The sequence below is a fragment of the Sphingomonas sp. GM_Shp_2 genome (genome assembly GCF_026540875.1).
GTDB classification, from domain to species: domain Bacteria; phylum Pseudomonadota; class Alphaproteobacteria; order Sphingomonadales; family Sphingomonadaceae; genus Sphingomonas; species Sphingomonas carotinifaciens.
Map to the genome: position 1 here is coordinate 35462 of NZ_JALNUQ010000016.1, position 26526 is coordinate 61987.

At 65.6% G+C, this 26526-nt stretch carries 32 protein-coding genes and 1 tRNA gene; 14 read left to right on the forward strand and 19 right to left on the reverse strand.

All coding sequences use genetic code 11. The annotated features are described in order from the left end of the window. Positions 1-170 precede the first annotated feature (170 nt). From rpsQ to rpsL, 15 genes are all read right to left on the reverse strand, one after another. Positions 171-443 carry a 30S ribosomal protein S17 gene (gene rpsQ / locus OXR08_RS07990; RefSeq protein WP_112381146.1) on the reverse strand — a complete coding sequence of 91 codons (273 nt, stop codon included), beginning with the start codon at positions 441-443 and terminating at the stop codon, positions 171-173. 12 nt (positions 444-455) lie between these two features. Next, positions 456-656: a 50S ribosomal protein L29 gene (rpmC, locus tag OXR08_RS07995; RefSeq protein ID WP_267349235.1), complete on the reverse strand. Its 201-nt coding sequence runs from the start codon at positions 654-656 to the stop codon at positions 456-458. Next, on the reverse strand, positions 656-1090 hold the full coding sequence (gene rplP, locus OXR08_RS08000) for a 50S ribosomal protein L16 (RefSeq protein ID WP_055845527.1): 435 nt from the start codon (positions 1088-1090) through the stop codon (positions 656-658). Before rplP ends, rpmC begins: the two co-directional genes overlap by 1 nt. Before the next feature lie 12 nt (positions 1091-1102). Further along, on the reverse strand, positions 1103-1810 hold the full coding sequence (gene rpsC / locus OXR08_RS08005; protein WP_112381148.1) for a 30S ribosomal protein S3: 708 nt from the start codon (positions 1808-1810) through the stop codon (positions 1103-1105). After that, positions 1810-2187: a 50S ribosomal protein L22 gene (gene rplV, locus OXR08_RS08010; RefSeq protein WP_112381149.1), complete on the reverse strand. Its 378-nt coding sequence runs from the start codon at positions 2185-2187 to the stop codon at positions 1810-1812. Before rplV ends, rpsC begins: the two co-directional genes overlap by 1 nt. Then, positions 2187-2465 (reverse strand): 30S ribosomal protein S19, encoded by a 279-nt coding sequence (gene rpsS, locus OXR08_RS08015; protein WP_112381150.1) that lies wholly within the window; start codon positions 2463-2465, stop codon positions 2187-2189. The genes rplV and rpsS overlap by 1 nt, the downstream gene beginning before the upstream one ends. 3 nt (positions 2466-2468) lie before the next feature. Next, positions 2469-3320 (reverse strand): 50S ribosomal protein L2, encoded by an 852-nt coding sequence (rplB, locus tag OXR08_RS08020; protein WP_267349240.1) that lies wholly within the window; start codon positions 3318-3320, stop codon positions 2469-2471. Beyond that, entirely contained in the window at positions 3320-3637 is a 318-nt protein-coding gene (locus OXR08_RS08025) for a 50S ribosomal protein L23 (RefSeq protein WP_112381152.1), read from the reverse strand. Before OXR08_RS08025 ends, rplB begins: the two co-directional genes overlap by 1 nt. Next, positions 3630-4256, reverse strand: a complete 627-nt coding sequence (gene rplD, locus OXR08_RS08030; RefSeq protein WP_112381153.1) for a 50S ribosomal protein L4 — start codon at positions 4254-4256, stop codon at positions 3630-3632. The genes OXR08_RS08025 and rplD overlap by 8 nt, the downstream gene beginning before the upstream one ends. Positions 4257-4259: 3 nt before the next feature. Continuing rightward, positions 4260-4997: a 50S ribosomal protein L3 gene (rplC, locus tag OXR08_RS08035; RefSeq protein ID WP_112381154.1), complete on the reverse strand. Its 738-nt coding sequence runs from the start codon at positions 4995-4997 to the stop codon at positions 4260-4262. Between the two features lie 258 nt (positions 4998-5255). Further along, positions 5256-5564, reverse strand: coding sequence for a 30S ribosomal protein S10 (rpsJ, locus tag OXR08_RS08040; RefSeq protein WP_066776796.1), 309 nt, complete (start codon positions 5562-5564; stop codon positions 5256-5258). A gap of 385 nt (positions 5565-5949) precedes the next feature. Beyond that, a complete protein-coding gene (tuf, locus tag OXR08_RS08045) occupies positions 5950-7146 on the reverse strand; it encodes an elongation factor Tu (RefSeq protein ID WP_112381155.1) in 1197 nt (398 codons plus the stop codon). 136 nt (positions 7147-7282) lie between these two features. Continuing rightward, positions 7283-9379: an elongation factor G gene (fusA, locus tag OXR08_RS08050; protein WP_112381156.1), complete on the reverse strand. Its 2097-nt coding sequence runs from the start codon at positions 9377-9379 to the stop codon at positions 7283-7285. Positions 9380-9477: 98 nt separating this feature from the next. Next, positions 9478-9948, reverse strand: coding sequence for a 30S ribosomal protein S7 (rpsG, locus tag OXR08_RS08055; RefSeq protein WP_112381157.1), 471 nt, complete (start codon positions 9946-9948; stop codon positions 9478-9480). A 68-nt stretch (positions 9949-10016) separates the two neighbouring features. Next, complete coding sequence (gene rpsL / locus OXR08_RS08060; RefSeq protein ID WP_112381158.1) at positions 10017-10388, reverse strand: 30S ribosomal protein S12; 372 nt, start codon at positions 10386-10388, stop codon at positions 10017-10019. 307 nt (positions 10389-10695) lie between these two features. Between rpsL and OXR08_RS08065 the strand changes: the two genes are divergently transcribed. The 4 genes from OXR08_RS08065 (at position 10696) to nusG (ending at position 11976) form a co-directional block, all read left to right on the forward strand. After that, positions 10696-10771, forward strand: a tRNA-Trp gene (locus OXR08_RS08065). Positions 10772-10902: 131 nt separating this feature from the next. Further along, the gene (locus OXR08_RS08070; protein WP_162843967.1) at positions 10903-11046 is read left to right on the forward strand and encodes a hypothetical protein; all 144 of its coding nucleotides are present in this window, start codon (positions 10903-10905) and stop codon (positions 11044-11046) included. Positions 11047-11230: 184 nt separating this feature from the next. Next, positions 11231-11428: a preprotein translocase subunit SecE gene (secE, locus tag OXR08_RS08075; protein WP_112381159.1), complete on the forward strand. Its 198-nt coding sequence runs from the start codon at positions 11231-11233 to the stop codon at positions 11426-11428. 11 nt (positions 11429-11439) lie between these two features. Beyond that, a complete protein-coding gene (gene nusG, locus OXR08_RS08080; protein WP_112381160.1) occupies positions 11440-11976 on the forward strand; it encodes a transcription termination/antitermination protein NusG in 537 nt (178 codons plus the stop codon). 88 nt (positions 11977-12064) lie between these two features. On the opposite strand, the gene OXR08_RS08085 is transcribed toward nusG, so the two are convergent. Further along, positions 12065-12199: a hypothetical protein gene (locus OXR08_RS08085; RefSeq protein ID WP_260173173.1), complete on the reverse strand. Its 135-nt coding sequence runs from the start codon at positions 12197-12199 to the stop codon at positions 12065-12067. Positions 12200-12503: 304 nt separating this feature from the next. Here OXR08_RS08085 and OXR08_RS08090 point away from each other — a divergent pair, with 304 nt between their 5' ends. The 7 genes from OXR08_RS08090 (at position 12504) to OXR08_RS08120 (ending at position 18850) form a co-directional block, all read left to right on the forward strand. Further along, positions 12504-13085 carry a sigma-70 family RNA polymerase sigma factor gene (locus OXR08_RS08090; RefSeq protein ID WP_267349252.1) on the forward strand — a complete coding sequence of 194 codons (582 nt, stop codon included), beginning with the start codon at positions 12504-12506 and terminating at the stop codon, positions 13083-13085. After that, on the forward strand, positions 13072-13803 hold the full coding sequence (locus tag OXR08_RS08095) for an anti-sigma factor (protein ID WP_267349254.1): 732 nt from the start codon (positions 13072-13074) through the stop codon (positions 13801-13803). The genes OXR08_RS08090 and OXR08_RS08095 overlap by 14 nt, the downstream gene beginning before the upstream one ends. A 380-nt stretch (positions 13804-14183) precedes the next feature. Further along, positions 14184-14615: a 50S ribosomal protein L11 gene (gene rplK / locus OXR08_RS08100; protein ID WP_112381162.1), complete on the forward strand. Its 432-nt coding sequence runs from the start codon at positions 14184-14186 to the stop codon at positions 14613-14615. A 4-nt stretch (positions 14616-14619) separates the two neighbouring features. Next, a complete protein-coding gene (gene rplA, locus OXR08_RS08105; RefSeq protein WP_112381163.1) occupies positions 14620-15312 on the forward strand; it encodes a 50S ribosomal protein L1 in 693 nt (230 codons plus the stop codon). A 109-nt stretch (positions 15313-15421) separates the two neighbouring features. Further along, the gene (locus OXR08_RS08110; RefSeq protein ID WP_267349256.1) at positions 15422-15655 is read left to right on the forward strand and encodes a hypothetical protein; all 234 of its coding nucleotides are present in this window, start codon (positions 15422-15424) and stop codon (positions 15653-15655) included. Between the two features lie 114 nt (positions 15656-15769). Beyond that, a complete protein-coding gene (locus OXR08_RS08115; protein WP_267349263.1) occupies positions 15770-16318 on the forward strand; it encodes a septal ring lytic transglycosylase RlpA family protein in 549 nt (182 codons plus the stop codon). 177 nt (positions 16319-16495) lie between these two features. Then, a complete protein-coding gene (locus OXR08_RS08120; RefSeq protein ID WP_267349257.1) occupies positions 16496-18850 on the forward strand; it encodes a TonB-dependent receptor in 2355 nt (784 codons plus the stop codon). A gap of 105 nt (positions 18851-18955) precedes the next feature. Here OXR08_RS08120 and OXR08_RS08125 read toward each other — a convergent pair whose 3' ends face one another. Next, the gene (locus OXR08_RS08125; RefSeq protein WP_267349258.1) at positions 18956-21475 is read right to left on the reverse strand and encodes an alkaline phosphatase PhoX; all 2520 of its coding nucleotides are present in this window, start codon (positions 21473-21475) and stop codon (positions 18956-18958) included. Positions 21476-21697: 222 nt separating this feature from the next. Here OXR08_RS08125 and OXR08_RS08130 point away from each other — a divergent pair, with 222 nt between their 5' ends. From OXR08_RS08130 to rplL, 3 genes are all read left to right on the forward strand, one after another. Then, complete coding sequence (locus OXR08_RS08130) at positions 21698-23047, forward strand: mannanase (protein ID WP_267349259.1); 1350 nt, start codon at positions 21698-21700, stop codon at positions 23045-23047. 585 nt (positions 23048-23632) lie between these two features. Beyond that, a complete protein-coding gene (rplJ, locus tag OXR08_RS08135; RefSeq protein ID WP_112381736.1) occupies positions 23633-24154 on the forward strand; it encodes a 50S ribosomal protein L10 in 522 nt (173 codons plus the stop codon). A gap of 73 nt (positions 24155-24227) precedes the next feature. Next, positions 24228-24602: a 50S ribosomal protein L7/L12 gene (gene rplL / locus OXR08_RS08140; RefSeq protein ID WP_112381169.1), complete on the forward strand. Its 375-nt coding sequence runs from the start codon at positions 24228-24230 to the stop codon at positions 24600-24602. A 156-nt stretch (positions 24603-24758) separates the two neighbouring features. Here the strand turns inward: rplL and OXR08_RS08145 are convergent, their stop codons facing one another. Beyond that, positions 24759-25385: a DUF4253 domain-containing protein gene (locus OXR08_RS08145; protein WP_267349260.1), complete on the reverse strand. Its 627-nt coding sequence runs from the start codon at positions 25383-25385 to the stop codon at positions 24759-24761. A 298-nt stretch (positions 25386-25683) separates the two neighbouring features. Then, positions 25684-26526 (reverse strand): hypothetical protein (locus tag OXR08_RS08150; protein ID WP_267349261.1); only part of this gene is annotated, 843 nt, incomplete at its 5' end.

The following is a 26526-nucleotide window of genomic DNA, read 5'->3' on the forward strand; positions in this document are numbered from 1 at the left end:
CTCTTGGGGTGGATTCCGACCCTACCCCGCCTTTAAAAAACGACCCCCGGCGCAGCGAAGCCGCACCAGGGGGAGCGGCCACCTAGCCGCCCCTGGCAAGGAACGCAAGGCCCCTTGCCCATTTCACGGAAAACGCCGCCCGGTCGAAACCAGGGCGGCGGCGTTCCGTATCAGCCCTCTGCCGAGGCCCGCTCCGGCGTCGCGTGGGTGTTCACCCGCTCGATCACCTTCCAGGTCTTCAGCTTCGAGATCGGCGCGGTCTCTTCGATGCGCACCGTCTCACCGGCCTTGAACTCGTTGCCCTCGTCATGGGCATGATACTTCTTCGACCGACGGATGATCTTGCCGTACAGCGGATGGCGAACCTTCCGCTCTACGTTGACAACAACCGTCTTGTCGGTCTTGTCCGAGACGATCACCCCGGTCAGCACGCGCTTCGGCATGTGTCTCGGTCCTTACTTGGCAGCCGCAGCGTTGCGCTGCGCCTGCAGGGTCTTGATCCGCGCGATGTCGCGACGGACTTCCTTCACGCGGCTGGACTTCTCCAGCTGGCTGGTCGCCGCCTGGAAGCGCAGGTTGAACTGCTCGCGCTTCAGGTTGCCCAGCGCCTCGACGAGCTGGTCGTCGCTCTGCGCGTTATAGTCGGTCTTGGCCATTACTCGCCTCCGAGGTGCGAGGTGTCGCCCAGACGGGCAACGACCTTGGTCTTGATCGGCAGCTTCATCGCGGCGCGCTCGAAAGCCTCCGCTGCGATCTTGCCTTCGACGCCGTCCAGCTCGAACAGGATCCGGCCGGGCTTGACGCGGGCCGCCCAGAACTCGGGCGAACCCTTACCCGATCCCATGCGGACTTCGGCGGGCTTCGACGAAACCGGCACATCCGGGAAGATACGGATCCACAAACGCCCTTGGCGCTTGATGTGACGGGTGATCGCGCGGCGAGCCGCCTCGATCTGACGGGCGGTGATCCGCTCCGGCTCCATGGCCTTCAGACCATAGGCGCCGAAGTTCAGGCTCGTGCCACCCTTGGCGTCGCCGTGAATGCGGCCCTTGAAGGCCTTGCGGAATTTGGTGCGCTTCGGTTGCAGCATCTCATCTATTCCTTAGCGACGATCGTCGCGGGCCGGACGGACGCCGGAGGTCTGAGCCTCCATCATCAGCCGGTCCTGCGCCATCGGGTCGTGACCCAGGATCTCGCCCTTGAACACCCAGACCTTGACGCCGCACACACCGTAAGCGGTGTGTGCCTGCGCCTCGGCATAGTCCATGTTCGCGCGCAGCGTGTGAAGCGGCACGCGACCCTCGCGGTAGCTCTCGGAGCGGGCGATTTCCGCACCGCCGAGACGACCGCCGCAGGCGACGCGGATGCCGTCGGCACCCAGGCGCATCGCCGACTGCACCGCGCGCTTCATCGCACGGCGGAACGCGATACGGCGTTCCAGCTGATCGGCGATGCCCTGCGCAACGAGCTTGGCGTCGATCTCTGGCTTGCGGATCTCGACGATGTTCAGCGACACGTCGGACGAGGTCATCGAGCCGATCTGCTTGCGCAGCTTCTCGATGTCCGAGCCCTTCTTGCCGATGATCACGCCGGGGCGTGCCGCAAAGATCGAGATGCGGCACAGCTTGGCCGGACGCTCGATCACCACCTTGGAGATCGCGGCCTGGGGCAGCGTCTTCATGATGTACTGGCGGATCTTCAGATCCTCCAGCAGCAGGCGACCATAGTCCTGGCCTTCCGCGAACCAGCGGCTGTCCCAGGTGCGGTTGATCTGCAGGCGCAGACCGATCGGGTTGCTCTTATGACCCATTAGGCTTCTTCCTGCTCGCGCACGACGATGCGCAGACGGCTGAACGGCTTCAGGATGCGGGTGGACTTGCCACGGCCGCGGGTCGCGAAGCGCTTCATGGTGATCGACTTGCCAACCGACGCCTCGGCGACGACGAGCGCGTCGACGTCGAGGTTGTGGTTGTTCTCGGCATTGGCGATGGCGGACGCCAGCACCTTGCGCGCGTCGACCGCCATGGCCTTCTTCGAGAAGGTCAGGATGTTCAGCGCGTCACCGGCCTTGCGGCCACGGATCAGGCCCGCGACCAGGTTCAGCTTCTGCGCCGAACCACGGATCTGCGTGCCGACCGACAGAGCTTCCTTCTCGCCGACCTTGCGGGGGGATGCGGGCTTCGACATCAGCGCTTACCCTTCTTGTCGGCAGCGTGACCGGGGAAGTAGCGCGTGGGCGCAAACTCGCCGAGCTTCATGCCGACCATGTCCTCGTTCACCGAGACGGGAACGAACTTGCGGCCGTTATAGACATTGAAGGTCAGGCCGACGAACGACGGGAGGATCGTCGAGCGGCGCGACCAGGTCTTGATCGGACCCGAGCGGCCGGACGCGTCCTGCGCGGTCTCGGCCTTCTTCAGGAGGTGGAGGTCCACGAAAGGACCCTTCCATACGGAACGAGCCATCGCTTAGCCCTTCTTCTTCGCGTGACGGCTACGGATGATCATCTTGTCCGTCGCCTTGTTGTGCCGGGTGCGCGCACCCTTGGTCGGCTTGCCCCACGGGGTTACCGGGTGACGGCCGCCCGAGGTCCGGCCTTCACCACCGCCGTGCGGGTGGTCGACCGGGTTCTTCGCAACACCGCGCGTCAGCGGGCGGCGGCCGAGCCAGCGGTTACGCCCCGCCTTCGCCAGGTTCTGGTTGGCGTTGTCGGGGTTCGACACCGCGCCCACCGTCGCCATGCACTCGCCACGGATGTAGCGCTGCTCGCCCGAGTTCAGTCGGACGATAACCATGCCGCGGTCACGGCCAACGACCTGCACGTACGTGCCGGCCGAACGGGCGATCTGGCCACCCTTGCCCGGCTTCATCTCCACGTTGTGGACGATGGTGCCGACGGGCATCTGGCCCAGCTCCATCGCGTTGCCTGGCTTCACGTCGGTCTTCTTGCCGGCGATCACCTTGTCGCCCACGCCCAGGCGCTGCGGCGCGATGATGTACGCGACATCGGCCTTGCCAGCCTCGTCGGTGCCATAATTGACCAGCGCGATGAAGGCGGTGCGGTTGGGATCATATTCGATCCGCTCCACGGTGCCCTCAACGTCCCAGCGGCGGCGCTTGAAGTCGACATAGCGATAGCGCTGCTTGTGACCGCCCGCGATGCCGCGCGACGTCACATGGCCCTTGTTGTTGCGGCCACCGGTCTTGCGCTTGCCTTCGGTCAGCGACTTTACCGGCGCGCCCTTCCAGAGCGCCGAACGGTCGACGAGGATCAGGCCGCGGCGGGCCGGGCTCGTCGGATTATATTGCTTGAGTGCCATTAGCCCTGGACCCCCGTCGTCACGTCGATGGACTGGCCGTCCTTCAGCGTCACGATCGCCTTCTTCATGTCGGAGCGCTGGTACGGAGCGCCCTTCCACTTCTTGGTCTTGCCCTTCTGGACGATCGTGTTCACGCCCGTCACGGTGACGTCGAAGAGAGCCTCGACGGCAGCCTTGATCTGCGGCTTGGTCGCGTCACCGGCGACCTTGAACACGACGGCGTTGTGCTCGGAGAGCAGCGTCGCCTTCTCGGTGATGTGCGGCGCGACGATCACGTCGTAATGACGGTTGTCGATCGCCTTCTGCTGCTTAGCCATGGAAACGGGCCTCCAGCTTCTCGACAGCAGCGCGCGTCAGCACCAGCGTGTCATGCTTCAGGATGTCGTAGACATTGGCGCCGGCGGCCGGGAGGACGTTGATGTCCTTCAGGTTGCCTGCGGCCAGCGCGAACGACGTCTCGACGGCATCGCCATCGATGACCAGCGCGGACTTGCCGAAGCCGAGCTTGGCGATGTCGCCGATCAGCGTCTTCGTCTTGTTGCCCTCGACCGACAGCGAGTCCATCACGACCAGCGAGCCGGCCTTTGCGTGGCTCGACAGCGCCATCTTCAGGCCCAGCGCGCGGATCTTCTTGTTAAGCGACGGATCGAAGTCGCGAACACGGGCACCGTGAGCCTTACCACCGCCGATGAAGACGGGAGCGCGGCGATCGCCGTGACGTGCCACACCGCCGCCCTTCTGGCGACCGAGCTTCTTGCCCGAACGGGCGACGTCCGCACGCTCGCGGGTGCCGCGCGCAGTGGCGCGACGCTTCTCAAGCTGCCAGGTCACGACGCGGTGCAGGATGTCGGCACGCGGATCGAGGCCGAAGACCTCGTCGTTGAGCTCGATGTCCGCGGCGTCGGTGCCGGCAAAGGATGAAACCTTGACCTTCACGACTTAGCCCTCCTGGCCATCGGTGGCTTCCGGAGCGGGCTCGGCAGAAGCGGTATTGTTGGCGGCAACGCTCTTCAGCGCGGCCGGGAACGGGGCGTCCGCATGGCGCGCAACCTTCACCGCGTCCTTGACGATCAGCCAGCCACCCTTCGATCCGGGCACCGAGCCCTTGACGAAGATCAGGCCGCGCTCGACGTCGGTCGACACGATTTCCAGGTTCTGCTGCGTGCGGTTCTTGTCGCCCATGTGGCCGGCCATCTTCTTGTTCTTGAAGACGCGACCCGGATCCTGGCGATTACCGGTAGAACCATGCGAACGGTGCGAGACGGACACGCCGTGCGTGGCGCGCAGACCGCCGAAGTTCCAGCGCTTCATCGCACCGGCAAAGCCCTTGCCCTGCGTACGACCCTGGATGTCGACCATCTGGCCGGCAACGAAGTGGTCGGCACCGATCTCGGCGCCCACGTCGAGCAGACCGTCCTCGTTCACGCGGAACTCGGCAACGATAGCCTTGGGCTCCACTTCGGCCTTGCCGAAATGGCCGCGCTGCGGCTTGGCGACATTCTTAGCCTTGGCGACACCTGCACCAAGCTGGACGGCAGTGTAGCCGTCACGATCCATCTCGCGGCGGGCGACGACCTGTACGCCTTCAAGCGCCAGAACGGTAACCGGCACGTGCCGACCATCGTCCTGGAACAGGCGGGTCATCCCCATCTTCTTCGCGATCACGCCGGTACGCATGATCCTGTTCCTTCCTCGACAGAGGCCCCCAAGAACCATTCAAGGGGGGCATATCCAGCCCGGATAAATCGAAACGAGCCCCCGTCCCGGGCTGGCGATCGGCGCATGGCCGATCAGACGGGGGACGCTGTCCCCGGCACCCTTTCGGCCGAAGCCGAACCGCCGGGCGGTATCCCTTGTACCGCGCAGATCAGGGCGAACCCCGGAATACGCGAAAGGCCCGCGGGACGAGAACGTCAACCGCAGGAAGCGGGCGCTTTACGCCAGCTTGATCTCAACATCAACACCCGCAGCGAGATCGAGCTTCATCAGCGCGTCAACGGTCTGCGGGGTCGGCTGCACGATATCGAGCATCCGCTTGTAGGTACGCACCTCGAACTGCTCGCGCGACTTCTTGTCGACGTGCGGGCCACGGTTGACCGTGAACTTCTCGATGCGCGTGGGAAGCGGGATCGGACCGCGGATGAGCGCGCCGGTACGGCGTGCGGTGTCGGCGATGTCGCCGGTCGCCTGATCGAGCACGCGATGGTCGAACGCCTTCAGACGAATGCGGATATTGCTGTCCATGATCCCTACCGATGCGAAAGAGCGGGAACGCAGCTTCGACCCTATCCCTTGCGTCGGTTTATCCGACCACCCGACAAGCGGACCCCGATCGGTGACCGGGACAAGCGATGAAGCCGATGAAACGCTCCGAAACGAACTCTGGTTGTTGCGGCATCGCCGGCGATACCGACGATGCTCTCACTAAAAGCGAACGGCCACTCCGGTTTCCCAGAGCGGCCGATTCACTCAAGAAAGGCGCCTATATCCCGACCACCCGAAGGTGGCAACCCTCTTCGCATCGCATCAGCGTGGAAAAGGTTCCCGGTCCTGCACCCCTTGCAAAAGGAAAAGGCCGGCTCCGTGTCCGGAGCCGGCCGATCCTTCTCACGACCTTTCGGTCAGGAGATTACTTGCTGATGCCGCTGACGACACCGGCGCCGACGGTCCGACCACCCTCGCGGATGGTGAAGCGCTGGCCGACGTCCATGGCGATCGGCGCGATGAGCTTGATGCCCAGCGCGACGTTGTCGCCCGGCATCACCATCTCGGTGCCCTCGGGCAGCTCGACAGTGCCGGTCACGTCCGTGGTACGGAAGTAGAACTGCGGACGATAGTTGCCGAAGAACGGCGTGTGACGGCCACCTTCGTCCTTCGACAGCACGTACACTTCCGACTGGAAGTCGGTGTGCGGCTTGATCGAGCCCGGCTTGCAGAGCACCTGGCCACGCTCGACTTCGTCGCGAGCCACGCCGCGGATCAGCGCGCCGACATTGTCGCCAGCCTGGCCCTGGTCGAGCAGCTTGCGGAACATTTCCACGCCCGTGACGGTGGTCTTGCGGACGTTCGGGTGGATGCCGACGATCTCGACTTCCTCACCGACCTTGACCACACCGGTCTCGACGCGGCCGGTCACCACCGTACCACGACCCGAGATCGAGAACACGTCCTCGATCGGCATCATGAACGGCTTGTCCAGCGGACGCTCCGGCTGCGGGATGTAGTCGTCAACCGCCTGCATCAGCTCCAGCACGGCTTCCTTGCCGAACTTGTCGTTCGAACCCGAAAGCGCGCAGGTCGCCGAACCCTTGATGACGGGGATGTCGTCGCCAGGGAACTCGTACGAGGACAGCAGCTCGCGAACTTCCAGTTCGACCAGCTCCAGGATTTCCTCGTCGTCGACCAGGTCAACCTTGTTCATGAACACGACCATCGCCGGCACGCCGACCTGACGGGCGAGCAGGATGTGCTCGCGGGTCTGCGGCATCGGGCCGTCGGTAGCCGACACGACCAGGATCGCGCCGTCCATCTGCGCCGCGCCGGTGATCATGTTCTTCACATAGTCGGCGTGGCCCGGGCAGTCGACGTGCGCATAGTGGCGCGAGTTCGTCTCATACTCGACGTGCGCGGTCGAGATGGTGATGCCGCGCTCGCGCTCTTCCGGAGCCTTGTCGATGTTGGCGAAATCAACCGCCGCGTTGCCCGCGACGTTGTCGGCCAGCACCTTGGTGATCGCGGCCGTCAGCGAGGTCTTGCCGTGGTCGACGTGGCCGATGGTGCCGATGTTGAGGTGCGGCTTGGTCCGCTCGAATTTTGCCTTTGCCATTTTCCTACCTTCTGATTCGAATTCGGTGCCGCCGACGGGGCCACGCGAACGCGGCCACATAGCGGGTGTTTGCAACGAATGCCAGCCCTGCGCGGGGGACGCTCCGGTTGCCCGCCCGCCCCCGCACCAGGAGCCGTTACGCCAGCTTCGCCTTGACCTCGTCCGCAACGTTCTGCGGAACTTCGTCATAGTGCGAGAACTGCATGCTGTACTGCGCGCGGCCCTGGGTGAACGAGCGGAGCGCGTTCACATAGCCGAACATGTTCGCCAGCGGGACCATCGCCTCGACCGTCTGCGCGTTGCCGCGCGTGTCGGTGCCCTGGATCTGGCCACGACGGCTGTTCATGTCGCCGATGACGTCGCCCAGATAGTCCTCCGGGGTGACGACCTCGACCTTCATGACCGGCTCGAGCAGCGTGATGCCCGACTTCTGGGCCGCTTCGCGCATGGCGCCGCGGGCACAGATTTCGAACGCCAGCGCCGATGAGTCGACGTCGTGGTAGGCGCCGTCATACAGCAGCACCTCGAAGTCGATGATCGGGAAGCCGACCAGCGATCCGGTTTCCGCCGTCTCACGGAAGCCCTTCTCGATCGCGGGGATATATTCCTTGGGAATATTGCCGCCCTTGATCTCGTCCTTGAAGACGAAGCCGCTGCCGCGCTCGCCCGGCGACAGCTTCACCTTCACGCGGCCGAACTGGCCGGTACCACCCGACTGCTTCTTGTGCGTGTAGTCGATGTCGACCGGCTTCTTGAGGTATTCGCGGTACGCCACCTGCGGCGCGCCGACATTGGCCTCGACCTTGAACTCGCGCTTCATGCGGTCGACCAGGATCTCGAGGTGGAGCTCGCCCATCCCCTTGATGATGGTCTGGCCGGACTCGGCGTCCGACGACACGCGGAACGACGGATCCTCGCGTGCGAGACGATTGAGCGCGACGCCCATCTTCTCCTGGTCGGCCTTGGTCTTCGGCTCCACCGACAGCTCGATCACGGGCTCGGGGAACTCCATCCGCTCCAGGATGATCGGCGCCGACTGCGCACACAGCGTGTCACCCGTGGTGGTGTCCTTCAGGCCCGCCAGCGCGACGATGTCGCCGGCGAACGCTTCCTGGATGTCCTCACGGCTGTTCGCATGCATCAGCAGCATGCGGCCGACCTTTTCCTTCTTGTCCTTGACCGAGTTCTGGACGGTCGAGGCGGATTCGAGCTTGCCCGAATAGATGCGTGCGAAGGTCAGCGTACCGACGAACGGGTCGTTCATGATCTTGAACGCCAGCGCCGAGAACGGCTCGCTGTCCGACGAAGGACGCTCGTCCGGCGTTTCGCCGTCGAGCTTCACGCCCTTGATCGCCGGCACGTCGAGCGGCGACGGCAGATAGTCGACCACTGCGTCGAGCAGCGGCTGAACACCCTTGTTCTTGAACGCCGAACCGCAAACGACCGGCACGAACGCCATCTCCAGCGTACCCTTGCGGATCAGCTTCTTAAGATCGGCGACCGACGGCTCGTTGCCTTCCAGATACGCCTCCATGAGGGCGTCATCCTGCTCAACGGCCATCTCGATCAGGTCGCTGCGGTACTTGGCGGCCTTTTCCGCCATGTCCTCGGGGATGTCCTGATAGACGAACTTCGCGCCCAGGCTCTCTTCGAGCCAGATGATCGCGCGGTTCTCGACCAGGTCGACCAGGCCCTTGAAGCCGCCCTCGATGCCGATCGGCAGATACAGCACCGCCGGACGCGCGCCGAGGCGCTCGATGATCGAGTTGACGCAGAAATAGAAGTCGGCGCCGGTGCGGTCGAGCTTGTTGACGAAGCACATGCGCGGCACGCCGTACTTGTCGGCCTGACGCCACACGGTTTCGGACTGCGGCTCGACGCCGGCGACGCCGTCGAAGCACGCGACCGCACCGTCGAGGACGCGCAGCGAACGCTCGACTTCGATCGTGAAGTCGACGTGGCCGGGCGTGTCGATGATGTTGATGCGATGCTCGAGGCCCTTGCCCTCGTCAGCACTCCAGAAACAGGTCGTCGCGGCCGACGTGATGGTGATGCCGCGCTCCTGCTCCTGCTCCATCCAGTCCATCGTCGCCGTGCCTTCATGCACTTCGCCGATCTTGTAGGACTTGCCGGTGTAATAAAGAATGCGCTCGGTCGTGGTCGTCTTGCCGGCATCGATGTGGGCCATGATGCCGATGTTGCGATATCTGTCGAGCGGATGGCTGCGGGCCATGATCGATCTTCCTCAAGCGTGCGGGGGAGCCGGTCGGCCCGGCTCCCCTCATATAGGTAGCATGCGTTACCAGCGGAAGACCGCCGGCACCGACCGTTTTACCAGCGGTAGTGGCTGAATGCGCGGTTCGCTTCCGCCATGCGGTGCGTGTCCTCGCGCTTCTTGACCGCATTGCCGCGATTGTTCGCGGCGTCCATCAGCTCGCCCGACAGGCGCGCCGACATGGTGTTCTCCGAACGCGCACGCGCGGCCGAGATCAGCCAGCGGATCGCCAGCGCCTGGGCGCGCTCGGGGCGCACCTCGACCGGCACCTGGTAGGTCGCACCGCCGACGCGGCGCGACCGGACCTCGATGCCCGGCTTGATGTTGTTCAGCGCATCGTGGAACACGCCCAGCGGCTCGCGCTTGGCGCGGGTCTCGACGGTTTCCAGTGCGCTGTAGACGATCAGCTCCGCGACGGACTTCTTGCCGTCCAGCATGACCGAATTCATGAACTTCGACAGGACCTGATCCCCGTATACGGGATCGGGCAGGATTTCCCGCTTTTCGGGACGACGACGACGAGCCATTCTCGTATTTCCTTACAAATCTTCAGCCTTGGATGGTCCAGATGCCCGTTTGCACGGGCCCGACCGGCTTACTTCGGACGCTTCGCGCCGTACTTGGAGCGGGACTGACGACGATCCTTGACGCCCTGCGTATCGAGCACGCCGCGCAGGACGTGGTAACGAACGCCGGGAAGATCGCGCACACGGCCGCCGCGGATGAGCACCACCGAGTGCTCCTGCAGGTTGTGGCCTTCGCCCGGAATGTAGCTGATGACTTCGCGGCTGTTGGTCAGGCGGACCTTGGCCACCTTGCGCAAAGCCGAGTTCGGCTTCTTCGGGGTCGTCGTGTACACGCGGGTGCAGACGCCGCGCTTCTGCGGGTTCTGCTCCATCGCAGGGACCTTGGACTTGGCCTTCTGCGGTTCGCGGCCCTTGCGGACCAGCTGGTTGATCGTGGGCATTGAAGCCTTCACCTCATCTAGGGTTACTTTGCTGGAGCCTTCACAGCACATAGGAATACAAAAAGGGGCGACGGCCGGCTTTTCACCACCGTCCAGGCCCATAAATGCATCCAGCAATGTTCAAGCTTGCCTTCCGGAGAATCCTCCTTCGAGCAGCGGCGCCTATACGCAGTTGCGCGATTAGCGTCAACGGCACCGCCACCCGGGGCCGGGACCGCACCCACGGCTCGGCACCGAATATTTGATCCTCCAGCGAAAAGCACCGCTTGCCCTGCCCCCAAACGCCGGCTAAGGGCCGCCGCAGGCTAGGAGTGTAGCTCAGTTGGTAGAGCATCGGTCTCCAAAACCGAGGGCCGTGGGTTCGAGTCCCTCCACTCCTGCCATTTTCTCCGACATCGATGGGCAATCCGCCGGACGTGCATCGCGCATGCACGGTGTCGTTGAGCGAATTACAACAGCTTTGCATGCCTTTTTGGGATGACAAGATGATTGTCGCCTGCAAAAGACGCTAACCATGTTCGAGATTACGCGCGAAATCGTCGCCTACGGCATCATCGGTGGCATCGTCGTGCTGGGCGCGCCCTTTGTCGTCGCCACCCTTCGCAAGCGGCATCGGGACAAGCTGCGCCGCCGCGGCATCAAGCGCTACGGGCACTGACCGCAAGCGCCTGAAGGCGGGTCCGGCACGCGCGCCCCGCCAGCCCCCTTGCGCCTGATCCAAGGCGCGGCTACATCCGTGCTTCATCCGACAGCGGTGGTGGTATCCGCCCGCTTGCTCCGACGGGGCGGCGGTCGGGGCTTCACGCCTCCGTCGTCATCTCCATCCAAGGGTGCGAGCAACCGTGGCAAAGACGACTCCGATCGAGTTCATCAACCAGGTCAAGGCCGAGACCAAGAAGGTCGTTTGGCCGTCCCGGCGCGAGACCGTGATGACCGGCGTCATGGTCGTCATCATGACGACGATCCTCGCGATCTTCTTCCTGGGCGTCGATTCGTTCTTCGAAGCGCTCGTCCGCGCCCTGCTCAGCCTCGCTCAGTAAAGGTCACGCCGATGGCGCGCTGGTACATCATTCACGCCTATTCCGGGTTCGAGGGCAAGGTCCGCGACTCGATCATGGCCGAAGCGGCCCGCATGGGGCTGGAGCAACTGGTCGAGCAGATCGAGGTCCCGACCGAAACGGTGACCGAGGCGCGTCGCGGCAAGAAGATCGCGGTCGAGCGCAAGTTCATGCCCGGCTACGTCCTTGCCAAGCTCGACATGACCGATCAGGTCTATCACCTCGTCAAGAACACGCCCAAGGTCACCGGCTTTCTCGGCTCCAGCGGCAAGCCGCAGGCGATCAGCGAGAGCGAAGCCACGCGCATGCTGAACTCCAAGGAGGAGGCAGCGGCCGCGCCGAAGCACAAGATCAAGGTCGATTACGAGATCGGCGACGCGGTCAAGGTGCTGGAGGGTCCCTTCGCCAGCTTCAACGGCGTGGTCGAGGAACTGGATTTCGACAAGTCGAAGGTCAAGGTGTCCGTGTCGATCTTCGGCCGCGCGACGCCGGTCGAACTCGATTTCGAACAGGTCGAACGCTCCAAATAAGCAGACGGCCGCTCATTCGGGCTGGCATGACGGGCCGGGGCGCGGGCGACCGCACCTCGGCCTTTTTCGTATCTGCGGCGATGCGGCCTTATCGCATCAGCATTTCGGATGCGTAGATCACCGCATCTGCCGCAAAGCGCGCAAAGAACATAACACTCACCAGCACGGCTGCGCCTGCCGCGGCGACGGCGGTATGATGTCCGACGGATTTGATCGTGGTCATGGCCTATCCTCTCCAAAAGGAGCCGGGGGCCACCTGTATCCGGGGTCTCCCGGCCGCTGCCATCATGCCATAAAGCGGATGCGCGGGCAATATCGGGGAGAAGAGCCTGCCCGGCTGTTCCGGGGCAAACGACCGGCACAGACGACGTGACAATCCCCATTTCCCGAACAGCGGCCGATCATCTGCTCACGGGGTGATCCTGCATCGATCGGCATCGACCTCCCCCATCGGTCTGAACGAAAATGCCTTTTGAGTACGCTGACGTATCTTGCCGGTGAAGTGTATCGCGCCTAGCCTGCCCCGCGTGGCAGCAGATCGGCAGGATCACGCGGCGTCGGCACGCGCGCGTCTGGTGGAGGCACTGGTCGCAACCGGTCACGAGGATCGCGAAGCCTTTCGCACCGTCTATCGTCTTACTTCCGCGAAGCTGTTCGGCATTTGCCTTCGTATCTGTGGTGATCGTCAGGATGCGGAGGATGTGTTGCACGATGTCTATGTCATCGTCTGGAGACGGGCCGGCGCATTCGAGCCCGGCCGGGCCAGCCCGATCACCTGGCTCGCCACGATCGCCCGCAACCGCGCCATCGACTGGCAGCGCGGGCGCACGCGCCATCCCGCCGACCCGATCGACGATGCGGCGCTGGCCCTGCCCGATCCGGCGCAAGCCCCTGTCGACCGGCTTGTGGACGAGGAAACGGTCGCCCGCCTCCAGGCATGTCTGGGCACGCTGGAGACGCGCCAGCGCGAGGCGATCCGCATCGCCTTTTTCGATGGCGTCCGCTATCCGGAAATCGCTCACCGGCTGACGCTGCCGCTGGGCACGGTGAAAAGCTGGGTACATCGTGGGCTCGCGCGCTTGAGGACCTGTCTCGATGGCGACCACTGACCCCGTCGATCCCGACATGACTGCCGCCGATCTGGCACTGGATCTGCTGAATGGCGACGAACGCGCGGCGGCCACGCGCCGCGCGCTCACTGACCGCGATTTCGCGGCGCAAGTGGCATGGTGGCGCCAGACGCTGGCGGGCCTCGTCGCCTGGTTGCCCGCCGTCGAGCCACCACCGGGGCTGGAAGCGCGGGTCATGGCATCGACCACGCCCCATGGGCCATCGGCCAGTCGCGCCCCGGATCCGGTACGCGGCGTCGCCCCCTGGTGGCGCGTCGCGACGGTCGCCCTTGCCGGTGTCGCAGCCGTTCTCGCCCTGATGCTCGTGCTGCCCCGACATGCGCCCCCCCCACCTCCGGCGCGCACGGCCACGGCGCCGCTGATCGCCGCCATCGTGCCGGCCGCCGACCCGGCGGCTCCCGCCGCCCCCCTGCCGGCGCTTTACGAGCCCGATACCGGCATGCTCCGCCTGTCCGGCGCCGACATAGCGCCAGCGAACCGCAGTGCGCAGCTATGGGCGATCGGAGCGGACGGCATCCCTCATGCCCTCGCCGTTCTGGCCCGCACCCCCGAAGCCAGGATCACGATCGCCAGCGCCGACCGCGCCCGGCTGGTGCCCGGCGCCGTTCTGGCCATCTCGCTCGAACCGCCGGGCGGCGCGCCGGGGCCCGTCCCCACCGGCCCGGTTGTCGCAACAGGTCCGCTCACACGCCTTTGAAATACAGGAAGCCGCTGGACGGAGCCTCTGACGCGCCTCCCGATCACATCCCCAGGCGGGGTTGTTCACGCGAAGACGCGAAGGCGCAAAGATGGGCCGGTCGGCTGAGCCTTTCCTGACCAGTCGACCGGGAGACAAGCCTCGTCCGATATCGAAGAAGCCTTCGGCTCGCACACCATCTCCGCGCGAGAACCTCCTCCGCGTCTTCGCGTGAAATACGTCTCTACCGCCCCCGCCCAGGCAAGCAGCACCAGCATTGCGTTCCGCCCCCCGTTCGGCTATGCGCGCGCCTTCCCAAGCGACAGCGACGGAAATCCGCGGGAGGGCGCGGGGCGAAGGCCCTCGCCCGCCAGTACCGCTAGACTCGAAACGAGAGTGACATGGCAAAAAAGATTACCGGTTATATCAAGCTGCAGGTGCCTGCGGGCTCCGCAAACCCCTCGCCGCCGATCGGCCCGGCGCTGGGTCAGCGCGGCGTGAACATCATGGAATTCTGCAAGGCGTTCAACGCGCAGACCGGCGACGTCGAGAAGGGCACCCCGCTGCCCACCGTCATCACCGTCTATGCGGACCGTTCGTTCTCGTTCGAGACGAAGACGGCGCCGGCCACCTACCTCATCAAGAAGGCCGCCAACCTGAAGTCGGGCTCGAAGGAGCCGGGCAAGGTGTCGGCGGGCAAGATCGCGCGCTCCAAGCTCGCCGAGATCGCCCAGACCAAGATGAAGGACCTGAACGCCAACGACATCGAGGCTGCGACCAAGATCATCGAAGGCTCCGCCCGCGCGATGGGCCTCGAAGTGGTGGAGGGCTGATAACATGGCCAAGCTGACCAAGAAGCAGAAGGCGATCACGGTCGACCGCGAGAAGCTGCACGCCATCGACGAGGCGATCAACCTCGCCAAGTCGGGTGCAACTTCGAAGTTCGACGAGACCATCGAGATCGCGCTGAACCTGGGTGTCGATCCGCGTCACGCCGACCAGATGGTCCGCGGCGTGGTGAACCTGCCCAAGGGCACCGGCAAGACAGTGCGCGTCGGCGTGTTCGCCCGCGGTGCCAAGGCCGAGGAAGCCAAGGCGGCCGGTGCGGACGTCGTCGGCGCCGAGGACCTGATGGAAACCATCCAGGGCGGCACCATCGATTTCGATCGCTGCATCGCCACCCCGGACATGATGGGCATCGTCGGTCGCCTGGGTAAGGTGCTGGGTCCCAAGGGCCTGATGCCGAACCCGAAGCTGGGCACGGTGACGATGAACGTCGCGGACGCCGTGAAGGCCGCCAAGAGCGGTCAGGTCGAGTACCGCGTCGAGAAGGCCGGCATCATCCACTCGGGCATCGGCAAGGCGAGCTTCCCGGCCGAGGACCTGCGCGCGAACTTCGACGCGCTGGTCGATGCGGTCATCAAGGCCAAGCCGTCGGGCGCCAAGGGCAAGTATGTCCGCAAGGTCGCCGTGTCGTCCACGATGGGCGCCGGCATCAAGGTGGACGTGGCCGAGATCGCGGGCGCCTAAGCCCTCGTTCGGTTTACCGATCCGACACGGAAACGCCTGTGCGGGGACCCCTCCGCACAGGCGTTTTTCGTTGTTGACCGCTCCTGTCGAAAGGCGGACGCTGGCACCCATGATCCTGCTGACCCTCGCGCTGCTCGGCACCACGCCCATCTGCACCGACACCCGCCAGATCTGCCGCGCCTGCTGGACGCTGAACGGCAAACAGACCTGCTCCACCCCCGGCATCGCCTGCCAGCCCCTGAGGCGCGTCTGCCGGCCAAATACCCCCTCCCCCCGCCGGGAAGAAGAAGCCCGGCGCACACGCGATGGCAAGGTGAAGGGCATCCAGGCAGCGCAACGCTGATACGAAAACGTCCACCCCAAAAAGCTGGCACGCTCGTCTATCAACGCTAAACCCGGCGCCGCCCCCTCAGGAGCCGACCGCTTGCCCTTCCCCAGAACGCTCTTTGCCCTCCCCCTGCTCACGGCCGCTGCCGCGTGCAGCACCACCCACTATCGCCCTGCCGTTGACACTCCGGTCAAGATCGGCCGCCCCTATACGGTTCGCGGCGTCACCTACACGCCCGCCGCCGAACCGAATTACGACATGCTTGGCTTGGCCGGCTGGTACGGCAACGAATCCGGTCATCAGACCGCCAATGGCGAACGCTTCCGGGTAAAGGCGATCGCGGGCGCGCACACCACCCTGCCGCTGCCCAGCTATGTCGAGGTGACTGCGCTGGATACCGGGCGCACCATCCTCGTCCGGATCAACGATCGCGGCCCGTTCGTGCGCGGGCGCATCATCGATCTCAGCCGCGGGGCGGCACGCCAACTGGGCATAGAGGGACGCGGTATCGCCTCCGTCCGCGTCCGCCGCGTCGATCCACCCGAACGCGACCGCGCCAGACTCCGCAAGGGTCGCGCAGCGCCGCTGCGTCCCGATGCGCCTGCCGCCTCGCTCGCAGCGTGGCGCGCCCAGCTGGCCGGCGCACCGGCGGCGCCGTCGGCCACTGGCGCGCCATAGCCGCGCCGATCTCGCCCGATGCCTGTAGTGGCGGCGCCATTTGCGCCGAGTGTTGCACGCTCGCATCACCTCTGTCACGCAAACGCCATAAAGCAGTTCTAGCGGCCCGAAGCACCGGGACACATCAAAGGGGCTCCGCCGGGGAGGCGGGCCCGAGCGTGGGAATTGCAGACCATCATGACATCGTGGATCAAGCGCGCCGCCCTGCTGGGTTCGGCGCTGGGCGTGCTGGCGATCGTGCCGGCCGCGGCCCAGACCGCAGATACCGCCACCAGCGCAGCTGATACCCAGCCTGCCGCCGAGGGCCTCGAGGACATCACCGTCACCGCCGAGCGGCGCTCCGAAAGCCTGAACCGCGTGCCGGTGTCGGTCGCGGTCGTCGGCGGCGCCGATCTGCGCAGCTTCCAGACCGGCGGCGAGGACATCCTGGCGCTGTCCGGTCGCGTACCAGGCCTGTATGCCGAGACGACGACGGGTCGCATCTTCCCGCGTTTCTACATTCGCGGCCTCGGCAATATCGACTTCTACCTGGGCGCGTCGCAGCCCGTGTCGGTGATCCAGGACGATGTCGTGCTGGAACATGTCGTGCTGAAGTCGAATCCGGCGTTCGACGTGGCGCAGGTCGAGGTGCTGCGCGGTCCGCAAGGCTCGCTCTTCGGTCGCAACACGACCGCCGGCATCATCAAGATCGACACGATCAAGCCGACCCAGACCTTTCAGAGCCGCGCCACCGCCTCGATCGGCTCGTACAACACCATGCACCTCGACGCGGGCGTCGGCGGCCCGATCATCAGGGACGTGCTCGCCTTCCGCGCCTCCGCGCTGATACAGCACCGCGACGACTGGATCGACAACACCTATGCCGGCCCCAGCCTCGACGGCACCCTCACCCCGCGCAAAAACGCCATGGGCGGCTTCACCGAACGCGACGTGCGCCTGCAACTCGCCTTCACCCCGACCGACCGGCTCTCCTTCGACCTGTCCGGCCATGCGCGCTGGTATGACGGCACGTCGACGGTGTTTCACCGGGCCGCGCTGAAGCGTGGGTCGAACGACGTGTCAAAGGAGCCGCGCGACCGCATCGCGCTGGACGAAGGGCGCGACAATCCGCAATCCTATGAAACGCAAGGCGCCTCGCTGCGCGCGAACTGGGATATGGGTGCGGCGTCGCTGACCTCGATCACCGCCTATGAGCGGACCAGCGGCTTCAGCGCCGGCGACACGGACGGCGGTGCGGCGGCGAATTTCCCGGTCAACGGCGTTGCCAACGGCTATGGCCTGAGCCTCGGCCGGGTCCGTGATCTCGACCAGTGGACGCAGGAGGTGCGCCTTGCCTCCAACGGCACCGGTCCGTTCCGCTGGCAGGTCGGCGGCATCTATTTCGACAGCCGCGACACAACGGACTTCTACCAGCGCCGCTTCCTGCTGCTGCCGGCCTATAACCCGCTCCAGCCCGGCAATCCCAACACCAACAATCCCGACAACTGGGTGCGCCTGCGCAATACCAACACGTCGTGGGGCGTGTTCGGCCAGGTCAGCTACGAAGTGGTGCCCGACCTGACGATCACCGCCGGTGGCCGGATCAGCGAGGACAGCAAGCGGACCCGCCTGGTCAAGGCGCCGGGCCGCCCGGATGGCGGCGTCGTCTATCGCGGCCGTACCGATGTCAGCCTTTCGGACACGCAGCCGAGCTGGGACCTGTCCGCCCTGTATCAGGTGAACCCGGACCTGTCGGTCTATGTCCGCGCCGCACGTGGCTTCCGCGGCCCGACGATCCAGGGGCGCTCTGCCGTGTTCAACTCCGACTTCACCACGGCGGACTCGGAAAAGAACCTGTCGTTCGAGACGGGCTTCAAGAGCAACCTGTTCGGCAACACCCTGCGCCTGAACGCGTCGGCCTTCGCCTACCGGGTCAGCGACATCCAGTTGAACGGCAACGATGCCGACGGCAACGGCGTGTTGTTCAACGCGGACAAGGCGGTGGCCTACGGGCTGGAGGCCGATGCGCAGTGGCTGCCGGTGCGCAACCTGGCGCTGTCGGCGGGCGTCAGCCTGCTGCATTCGGAAATTCGCGACAGCCGCGTCTATGCCCAGGTGTGCGCGCTGAACGGACAGGTCGTGTGCACCGTGCAGGACCCGACGATCACCCGCACCATCTTCGGCGCCCCCGCCGTGCTGGCGCAGATCGACGGCAACCCGCTGCCCAACGCGCCGGAATACAACGTCAACCTCGCGGCGCGCTACGACGTGCCGCTGGCCGACGACAGCAAGATCTTCATCTCGACCGACTGGAATATCCAGGGCTTCACCAACTTCGTCTTGTACAAGACGAAAGAGTTCAATGCGAACGGCAACTTCGAAGGTGGCCTGCAGGTCGGCTATGCCGCACCCAACGACGACTGGCAGATCGCGGTGTTCGCACGCAACATCACCAACGAGAAGAACCTGAAGGGCGTGATCGAGAACTACATGGCCGCCGTGTTCAACGAACCGCGGATCATCGGCGTCACGCTCAGCGGCAAGTTCCGCTGAGCGCCTGACCCCCCGAACACGAAAAAGGCCCGCTCCCTGCAAAGGAAGCGGGCCTTTCCTTTAGGCCCTCCCCCCTGCTGTTCGGAGAGAGGGCCCGTCGGGTTATCAGATCCCCACGATCCCGCCATCGGCCTTGGTGATGACGATCGTCGCCGAGCGTGGGCGAACACCGGCCGCAGCGGTGCCCGTCTGGTTCGCCGGCCAGTTGCTGGTGATGTTCTGCGGATCGCCGCCCTCACCGGGATGCTGGATGTTCACGAACAGCGAGGTGCCGTCCGGCGAGGAGGTGATGCCGGTGATCTCGCAGCCCTTCGGCCCCACCAGGAAGCGCTTGAGCGACGCACCCGGCGCCTTGCCGACGCGGGCCTGCACCGTGGCGCTGGCACCCTGTACGGTGCTGGTCACCGACTTGGTCGAACCGTCACCCACCCGGCCCGGGATCGCCGCCAGCATCATGCAGTTGGTGACGTCCGTATAGGCGCCGTCGTCGGTCTGGATCCACATCACCGGTGTCGCCTGACCGGCGGTGTTGGTCGGTTCGCTGAACCACAGGCCGTCCGGCGACGAGAAGTCGTTCGTCGCATCCAGGCCCGACAGGTTGATGTTCGCCGCATCCGCACCGGCCTCGGCACCGAAGGCAAAGACATCCCAGGTGAAGCCGGTCGCCTCGGTCGAGTCGTTCGTCTCGCGCAGGCGGATGACATGGCCGTTGACGTTGCCGGTGCTGCTGCCGCCGGTCACCTTGGTATCGACATAGGCGCGCGGGTTCGCCGCATCGACCGCATTGGCACCGGTCGGACGACGCGACGAGTTGTTGGTCAGCGTGCAGTACATTTCGCCGGTGGCCGGATTCACCGCGGTCCATTCCGGACGATCCATCCGCGTCGCGCCCACCGCATCGGCGGCAAGGCGGCAGTGCGTCAGCACATCGGCCTGATCGGCAAAGGCGTAGGTCGGATAGCCGGTCGGGGTCAGCACCCCCTGCCCGAACACCAGGGGCAGCCACTGGCCCGAACCATCCGCATTGAAGCGCGCGACATACAGCGTGCCGGCGTCCAGATACTTGTCGCCGACCGCCAGGCGGTTCGCCGCCGTCGCATCCGCCGCGGCCCAGGCGGTGTTCGACACGAACTTGTAGATATATTCGCCCTGCGCGTCGTCGCCCATGTAGAAGGCGGGCTTCACCCCGGCGATCATCCGGCCGGGGCAGACACCTTCATGGTTCATCCGGCCCAGCGCCGTGCGCTTGCGGGGCGTGGAGTTCGGATCGAACGGATCGATCTCGACGATCCAGCCATATTGATTGGGCTCGTTGCGATAATCGCCGGTGCCGTTCGCGGCCTTGCTGGCGTCCACCGTCGCGTTGAACTTGGCGATCCGCGTATCGCCCGCCGCCGGCGCCGCGGCGCTGGTCCAGTTGTAGTTGCCGATGCGAGCACCGTCAGTGACGTCGCGGTTGTTCACCGTGTCGAGGCCATAGCGTTTGAATGCCGTAATCGACTTGGCGCCAACCGCAGCAGTGCGCCGCGCATTATCGCCTGCATCACGGCGGAAATAGCCCGCCCAATTTTCTTCGGCGGTGCAATAGGTCATCCACGGCATCATGCCGTTGGCGCAGTTGTTGATCGTGCCGCGACCGGCCGTGCCGTTCGGCGAGAAGGCGGTGAACAGCAGCGCGTTGCCCGCCACCGGGCCGGAGAAGCTGGTCGGCGTGAACGGGGTGATGCGGCGATTGAGGCTGCTCCCCTGCACATAGGACCAGCCCGCGCTTCCCCGCGTGACCTCGACCACGCTGACGCCGTGGCATTCCATCTCCTTCAGCACCTCGGCGGTCGGACGCACGCTGCCCGCGCTCAGGCCGGTGGGACCGTTGGGGTGGAGATAGCTCTCGGTGATGTTCTCATGGTTCATCACCAGCAGGCCGCGCGTGCTGTTGCTGGCGCTCGGCGCGGTGCCGGCGGCGGCCAGGCCGAAATAGCTCATGCCGTCGTGATGATCGCCCGCGCGCTGCGCGAAATTGGAGTCGGTACCGTTATTGGCATAGGCCGACACGCCGGCGGCCAGCGGATCGCCCAGCCGGTACAGCACGGTGACGTTATAGCCCGCCGGCACCGCCACGACGTCCGCCAGGCTCTTGGGCACCGCGGTGAAGTCGAGCGCGATCGGGTTGACCGTCACCGTGACGGCCGTGTTGGTGGTGACCCCGTCGCCACTGGTCGTCTCAAGGCGGAAGCCGAGCGGCGTCGCGGCGGCGACCGCGGGCGCGCGGAAGCTGGCGTTGAGCGAATTGGCGTTGGTCAGCGCGACCGCCGGACCACTGGTCTGGATCCATGCGGCGTTGGACAGCGTCCCGCTGGTCACCGCACCGGTCAGCATCACCATCCGGCCGCCGGTCACGGCGTTCGGGCCCGACGCGGTCGCGGTGACGGCCTCGTTATCCTCCTCGTCGCAACCCGCGAGCAGCGCGCCCCCGAAGAACGCCGCCGTCATCGCGGACACGCCGTGACGCAGCGTCGCGCGACGCGACAGGCGCGTGGCGATGATGTCGTTCAGATGCGGATTGGCCGTCGGGTTGGTATCGATATCCCCGTCGTCATAGGCGACGGGCTGCATCGGATCGGTCATTGAAATCCCCCGGAAATCGCCGCGCTCATGCCCGCGACGTGCCGCGCCCCTTTGGCCTGCCAAAAAGGCAGCACGGCTGCACTTCGGCGTCGCCGCGATGACATCGCCGTGACGACATGATGACAGCCGCGGTCGTGGCGATGAGAGCGCTCTCTTTACGCATCAGCCGGTTGCCCTTAGCGAAGGCGCGACGCCAGGATTGAGCGAACAAGGGGATTGAGGATGCAGAGGCAGATGATCAGCCGGCGTGCGCTGGTCGCCGGCGGCGCCGTGTTGGTCGCGGGATGCGCAGGCGGTGTCGGGCCGGGCCGCGGCAGCGCCGGCGACCGCTTCGTCACGGTTGAGGGGCTGCATTTCATGCGCGACGGCCGACCCTATCGCTATGCCGGCGCCAATCTCTGGTATGCACCATGGCTCGGCGCGGCAACATCCTATGGCGATCGTGCACGGCTGACCCGCGAACTGGATCGGCTACAGGCGCTCGGCATCCGCAACCTGCGCATCGCCGGCTCGGGCGAATTGTCGCCGTTGAAGAACTCGGTAACGCCCGGATTTCGCGATCGCAGCGCCAATTACAACGAGGATCTGCTCAAGGGGCTGGACTGGACGCTGGCCGAAATGGCCAAGCGCGACATGACCGCGGTCGTCTATCTGACCAACTTCTGGGAATGGTCGGGCGGCATGATGACCTATCTCTACTGGGTCAATGGCGGCAATTATATCGACATGAACGATCCGGCCCATCCCTGGCCGGAATTTCCGAACCGCAACGCCGCCTTCTACGCCAACGAACAGGCGCAAAGCCTGTACCGCGACTATATCCGCGCGGTCGTCGGCCGGACGAACAGCGTGACGGGCACCGCCTATGCAGCCGACCCGACGATCATGGCATGGCAACTCGCCAACGAGCCGCGACCCGGCGGGTCGGACGCCGTGGCGATCCCCAACCTGCCCAATTTCTATCGCTGGATCGACGGCACCGCGCGCTACATCAAGGGACTGGCGCCGCGGCAACTGGTGTGCACCGGCTCGGAAGGACTGAAGGGCTCGATGGAGCGCGAGAACATCGTGCTGGAGGCGCATCGCTCGCCCGCGATCGACTATCTCACCACGCATATCTGGCCCAACAATTGGAGCTGGATGGACGCAGGCAATCTGGCCGGTACCTATGATGCCGGTGCGGCCAAGGTGGCGGACTATATCGCGGCGCACATCCGCATCGCGCGTGCCCTTGGCAAGCCGCTCGTAATCGAGGAGTTCGGCTATCCCCGCGACGGCGCCGACGCCTATGATCCCCGCGTGCCGACCAGCTACAAGGATCGCTTCTACCGCCAGATCTTCGCTGCGGTCGAGGCGGATGCGAAGGCCGGCGGCCCACTCGCCGGCTCCAACTTCTGGGCCTGGAACGGCGAGGCGCGCGCGGCCCATCCCGACTACCGGTTCCAGCGCGGCGACCTCGCCTATATGGGCGACCCGCCGCACGAGCCGCAGGGCTGGTACGGCGTGTTCGACACCGATGCCTCCACGCTCGCAATCATCCGCACGCACGCGGCGGCGATGGCGAAGATCTGAGTTCACGCGAAGGCGCGAAGACGCGAAGAGTTAAGAAGAAGGTGAGTTGAGAAGAAGGTTTGTTCGCGCGGAGACGCGGAGAGGTTTCGCCTGCCGCGCCCCGAGCGCGACCTGTCGGCCGGAAGACAAGGCGCCACCGATGGTCGCAGGGAGCCTTCGGCTCGCGCACCCTCTTCGCGCCTTCGCGTCTTCGCGTGAACCATTTCCAGGCCAATGGGGGACGCAAGCGAGCCCCCCGAAGCGCAACGCCTCTGCGTCTCCGCGCGAACAAACCGTCTTCCACCCCCCTCAACCCGCCCCCCGGCGATTGACTTATCCACCGATTCGTATAAGCGCCCCCACGCACCCGGCGTTCGCGTCGGGTTCCGTCCAAGACAGCAGGTGTCGGGAATATGCCCGGCTTAATCTCCTGCCGAGACGGGGACTAGGATTTCACCGGCTCGGCCGCTTGTGCCCGCCGGTCTGCCGCGGTTTCGTCCGCGTCGGTTCCCATGCCCCCATCGCTGGACACCCCGGAGGGTGTTTCACCGTCCGGTTTGTAACCGGAAGGGCCGCTTGCGGCGCTTCCAGAATGTGGAGAATGGCATGGATCGTGATCAAAAGACCCAGGCCGTCGCCGAACTGAACCGTACCTTCAACGAGGTCGGCGTGGTGGTCATCACCCGCAACCTCGGCATGACCGTCGCCCAGTCGACGACCCTGCGTACGAAGATGCGTGAAGCCGGCGCCGTCTACAAGGTCTCGAAGAACCGGCTTGCCAAGATCGCGCTCCAGGACACCGACTATGCCGGTGTCTCGGACATGCTGACGGGCCCCGTCGGCATTGCCTCCTCGATCGACCCCGTGGCTGCCGCAAAGGTGGCCGTGGAGTTCGCCAAGACGACCGACAAGTTCGAGATCGTCGGCGGATCGATGGGCGCGAACGTCCTCGACGTTGCAGGCGTGCAGGCGCTGGCGACGCTGCCCTCGCTGGACGAGCTCCGGGCGAAGATTGTCGGCCTCATCGTGGCACCCGCCACGAAGCTGGCGACGATCACCCAGGCTCCCGCGGCGCAGATCGCCCGCGTCCTCGCGGCCTATGCCGACAAGGACAAGGAAGCCGCCTGATCTTCGGGCGAAACCGACTTGAACTGACACTATCGGGCCGAACCTTCATGTCGGCCCATATCGGAGAATACACATGGCAGACCTGAACGCGCTGGTTGACCAGCTGAGCGAGCTGACCGTTCTCGAGGCCGCCGAGCTCTCGAAGCTGCTCGAAGAGAAGTGGGGCGTCTCGGCCGCAGCAGCGGTTGCAGCGCCGGCCGCCGGTGGTGGCGCAGCGGCTCCGGCCGCTGAAGAGAAGACCGAGTTCGACGTGATCCTCACCGGCGACGGTGGCAAGAAGATCAACGTCATCAAGGAGGTCCGCGCGATCACCGGTCTCGGCCTGACCGAAGCCAAGGCGCTCGTCGAGGGTGCTCCGAAGCCGGTCAAGGAAGGCATCGCCAAGGACGAAGCCGAGAAGATCAAGAAGCAGCTCGAGGAAGCCGGCGCGACCGTCGAGCTCAAGTAAGCCGCAGGCATCGAGGCAGCACGCTGCCCCGATCCCGAGGCCGGCCGGCGGGCAAAGGCCCGTCGGGCGTCATGGACATGTCCATGACGGCTTGATCCAGGAAAAAGGGCGGCTCCCCACGGGGATGCCGCCCTTTTTCTTGTCCGAAAGCCGCGATCAATCCCACCAGAAGAACCACCATTTTTCGTGCATCAGCCCGGCGGCAAGCGCGGAAACACTTTCCACGCCCTGCTCGATCACGTCCGGGCAATATCGATACTGCTCGCGCGCCAACGCCAGGGCTGCGGCGCGATCACGCGGCTGGCGCGCGACCTGCACATTCATCGTATCGCCGTTCAGCCCGACAAGCTCCGCGCCATATCGCGCGTGCCAGTCACGCAGCATCGCGACGTGATATTCCGCGGGCGGACAGGCATTCCAGTTGCCGTACCGTAGATAGGCCGGCACCTCCCAGCCATGGCGCGCCGGGATCAGCAGGATATGCACGCGTTCATAAGGCTTATTGGTCAGCACGTCCGTCGCGACCGTCAGCCCGGTGCCGTCATCGCCGCCTGAAACGTTCGCCGGCCACACGCTCTCGGGTGCGCGCAAATCCTCTTCCGCCACCGCACCGGACCATTTGGACAGGTCCTGCGGCATGTGCAGCCCCTCCGCGGTCTTCAGGATCTCGGCTGGCGACGGCGGCGGCGGCGTGCCAGGGGCCGGCCCACCCGGAAGGGTCGGATCGTCGATGCTGAACTGGTCGGCGATGGCGCGAAGGTCCTCATCGTTTCCCACGATCACGGGCCAGCCCCGCCCCTAGCTCATAAGGCAGCGCCGCCAACAAACGGGCGCGGATCACCTGCCTGTCAGGCGAAGCACCGTCCTACCGCGGAGATGCTGGCGGCGCGGCCGAAGCTCCGAGCAAGCGGATAGCGAAAATGGCTGCGCTGCCGGCCATGCCGAACAGCGCCATGCGGCGAAGGATCGGTCCGTTCATGGCGACAGTCTGGGCAGTGCAGCAGATTGTTTGCAAGTGCCGTCGCCAAGCCATTGCCCATGCGGGACTTCCCCCGCGCTGGAGGCCGGGGGGCTGACCGAATCACCCCATCGCCCCGGGATGCGGCCGTACGCCGACCTGATCGTACATCCGGTTCTGCCCATCCAGCCAGATCGGCGACAGCTTGGCCGAGTCCGCGCGTTCGATACCCAGTGCGAAGCTTTGCCGGGCGACGCCACCCCCTGCCCGCGCCACGATCGCCAGCACGGGAACGAACATCGGCCGGTCGGCGGCGGTGATGACATGGATCGCATCACGGGCAAGCGCAGTCACCGTACGGACGGTGCGGCTCTCGCCCGGTGCCAGCGCGAAGGGCGGCACGCTGGGACGCGGCAGCGGCGACAGTGCCGCCAGTTCGGCATCCAGACCCTGATGCGCGCTCATCAACCGCGCATCGAGTATCACGCGTTCGATCGTCACCGCACCGTTATTGGTCAGCGTCACCTCCGCCTCGGCGGTTGCGCTGAGCATGTTGAGCCCGACGCGCTGCGGTCGAACGGCAATCGCGATCGGCGCCGGCGGGATCGGCGGCGGCAAGGGTGCGACCGGCGCAGGTGGAGCGGGAGGAGGCGACGCCGGCTTCGGCGGTACGGGCGCAGGCCGCACCGGTTCGGCGACGGGCGCCGGCAGTGCACGGGGCCGCGCACCGTGACGACCCAGCCATATCCCGGCAGCCAGCGCGATCACCGCCGTGCCAAGCAACCACGGCCACATCGGCGCCCGCTCCTCGCGCATCGCATTCGCCTCGGGCGCCACCGTGCCGGGCGCGGCGGCAGCCGGCGTCGGGGGTGCGACCGGCACGAAGGGCGGCGCGCTGGGCACCGGCGTGGCGATGGGCGCGGGCGTGGCGGACGGCAGCGGTGCGGGTGTCGCAAGCGGGGTCGG

Coding starts and splice junctions, on each gene's coding strand:
- rplV (WP_112381149.1), bottom strand. CDS start 2,187: ATGTCGAAGCCCGCATCCCCCCGCAAGGTCGGCGAGAAGGAAGCTCTG.
- rpsL (WP_112381158.1), bottom strand. CDS start 10,388: ATGCCCACGATCAACCAGCTGGTCCGCAAGGGCCGCGAACCGCAGAAG.
- rplC (WP_112381154.1), bottom strand. CDS start 4,997: ATGCGTACCGGCGTGATCGCGAAGAAGATGGGGATGACCCGCCTGTTC.
- tuf (WP_112381155.1), bottom strand. CDS start 7,146: ATGGCAAAGGCAAAATTCGAGCGGACCAAGCCGCACCTCAACATCGGC.
- rplB (WP_267349240.1), bottom strand. CDS start 3,320: ATGGCACTCAAGCAATATAATCCGACGAGCCCGGCCCGCCGCGGCCTG.
- rpsC (WP_112381148.1), bottom strand. CDS start 1,810: ATGGGTCATAAGAGCAACCCGATCGGTCTGCGCCTGCAGATCAACCGC.
- OXR08_RS08085 (WP_260173173.1), bottom strand. CDS start 12,199: ATGACCACGATCAAATCCGTCGGACATCATACCGCCGTCGCCGCGGCA.
- rpsS (WP_112381150.1), bottom strand. CDS start 2,465: ATGGCTCGTTCCGTATGGAAGGGTCCTTTCGTGGACCTCCACCTCCTG.
- OXR08_RS08025 (WP_112381152.1), bottom strand. CDS start 3,637: ATGGCTAAGCAGCAGAAGGCGATCGACAACCGTCATTACGACGTGATC.
- rplL (WP_112381169.1), top strand. CDS start 24,228: ATGGCAGACCTGAACGCGCTGGTTGACCAGCTGAGCGAGCTGACCGTT.
- OXR08_RS08130 (WP_267349259.1), top strand. CDS start 21,698: ATGCAGAGGCAGATGATCAGCCGGCGTGCGCTGGTCGCCGGCGGCGCC.
- nusG (WP_112381160.1), top strand. CDS start 11,440: ATGGCGCGCTGGTACATCATTCACGCCTATTCCGGGTTCGAGGGCAAG.
- OXR08_RS08110 (WP_267349256.1), top strand. CDS start 15,422: ATGATCCTGCTGACCCTCGCGCTGCTCGGCACCACGCCCATCTGCACC.
- fusA (WP_112381156.1), bottom strand. CDS start 9,379: ATGGCCCGCAGCCATCCGCTCGACAGATATCGCAACATCGGCATCATG.
- rplP (WP_055845527.1), bottom strand. CDS start 1,090: ATGCTGCAACCGAAGCGCACCAAATTCCGCAAGGCCTTCAAGGGCCGC.
- rpsG (WP_112381157.1), bottom strand. CDS start 9,948: ATGGCTCGTCGTCGTCGTCCCGAAAAGCGGGAAATCCTGCCCGATCCC.
- rpsJ (WP_066776796.1), bottom strand. CDS start 5,564: ATGGACAGCAATATCCGCATTCGTCTGAAGGCGTTCGACCATCGCGTG.
- rplJ (WP_112381736.1), top strand. CDS start 23,633: ATGGATCGTGATCAAAAGACCCAGGCCGTCGCCGAACTGAACCGTACC.
- rplA (WP_112381163.1), top strand. CDS start 14,620: ATGGCCAAGCTGACCAAGAAGCAGAAGGCGATCACGGTCGACCGCGAG.
- rpsQ (WP_112381146.1), bottom strand. CDS start 443: ATGCCGAAGCGCGTGCTGACCGGGGTGATCGTCTCGGACAAGACCGAC.
- OXR08_RS08125 (WP_267349258.1), bottom strand. CDS start 21,475: ATGACCGATCCGATGCAGCCCGTCGCCTATGACGACGGGGATATCGAT.
- rpmC (WP_267349235.1), bottom strand. CDS start 656: ATGGCCAAGACCGACTATAACGCGCAGAGCGACGACCAGCTCGTCGAG.
- OXR08_RS08120 (WP_267349257.1), top strand. CDS start 16,496: ATGACATCGTGGATCAAGCGCGCCGCCCTGCTGGGTTCGGCGCTGGGC.
- OXR08_RS08070 (WP_162843967.1), top strand. CDS start 10,903: ATGTTCGAGATTACGCGCGAAATCGTCGCCTACGGCATCATCGGTGGC.
- rplK (WP_112381162.1), top strand. CDS start 14,184: ATGGCAAAAAAGATTACCGGTTATATCAAGCTGCAGGTGCCTGCGGGC.
- OXR08_RS08095 (WP_267349254.1), top strand. CDS start 13,072: ATGGCGACCACTGACCCCGTCGATCCCGACATGACTGCCGCCGATCTG.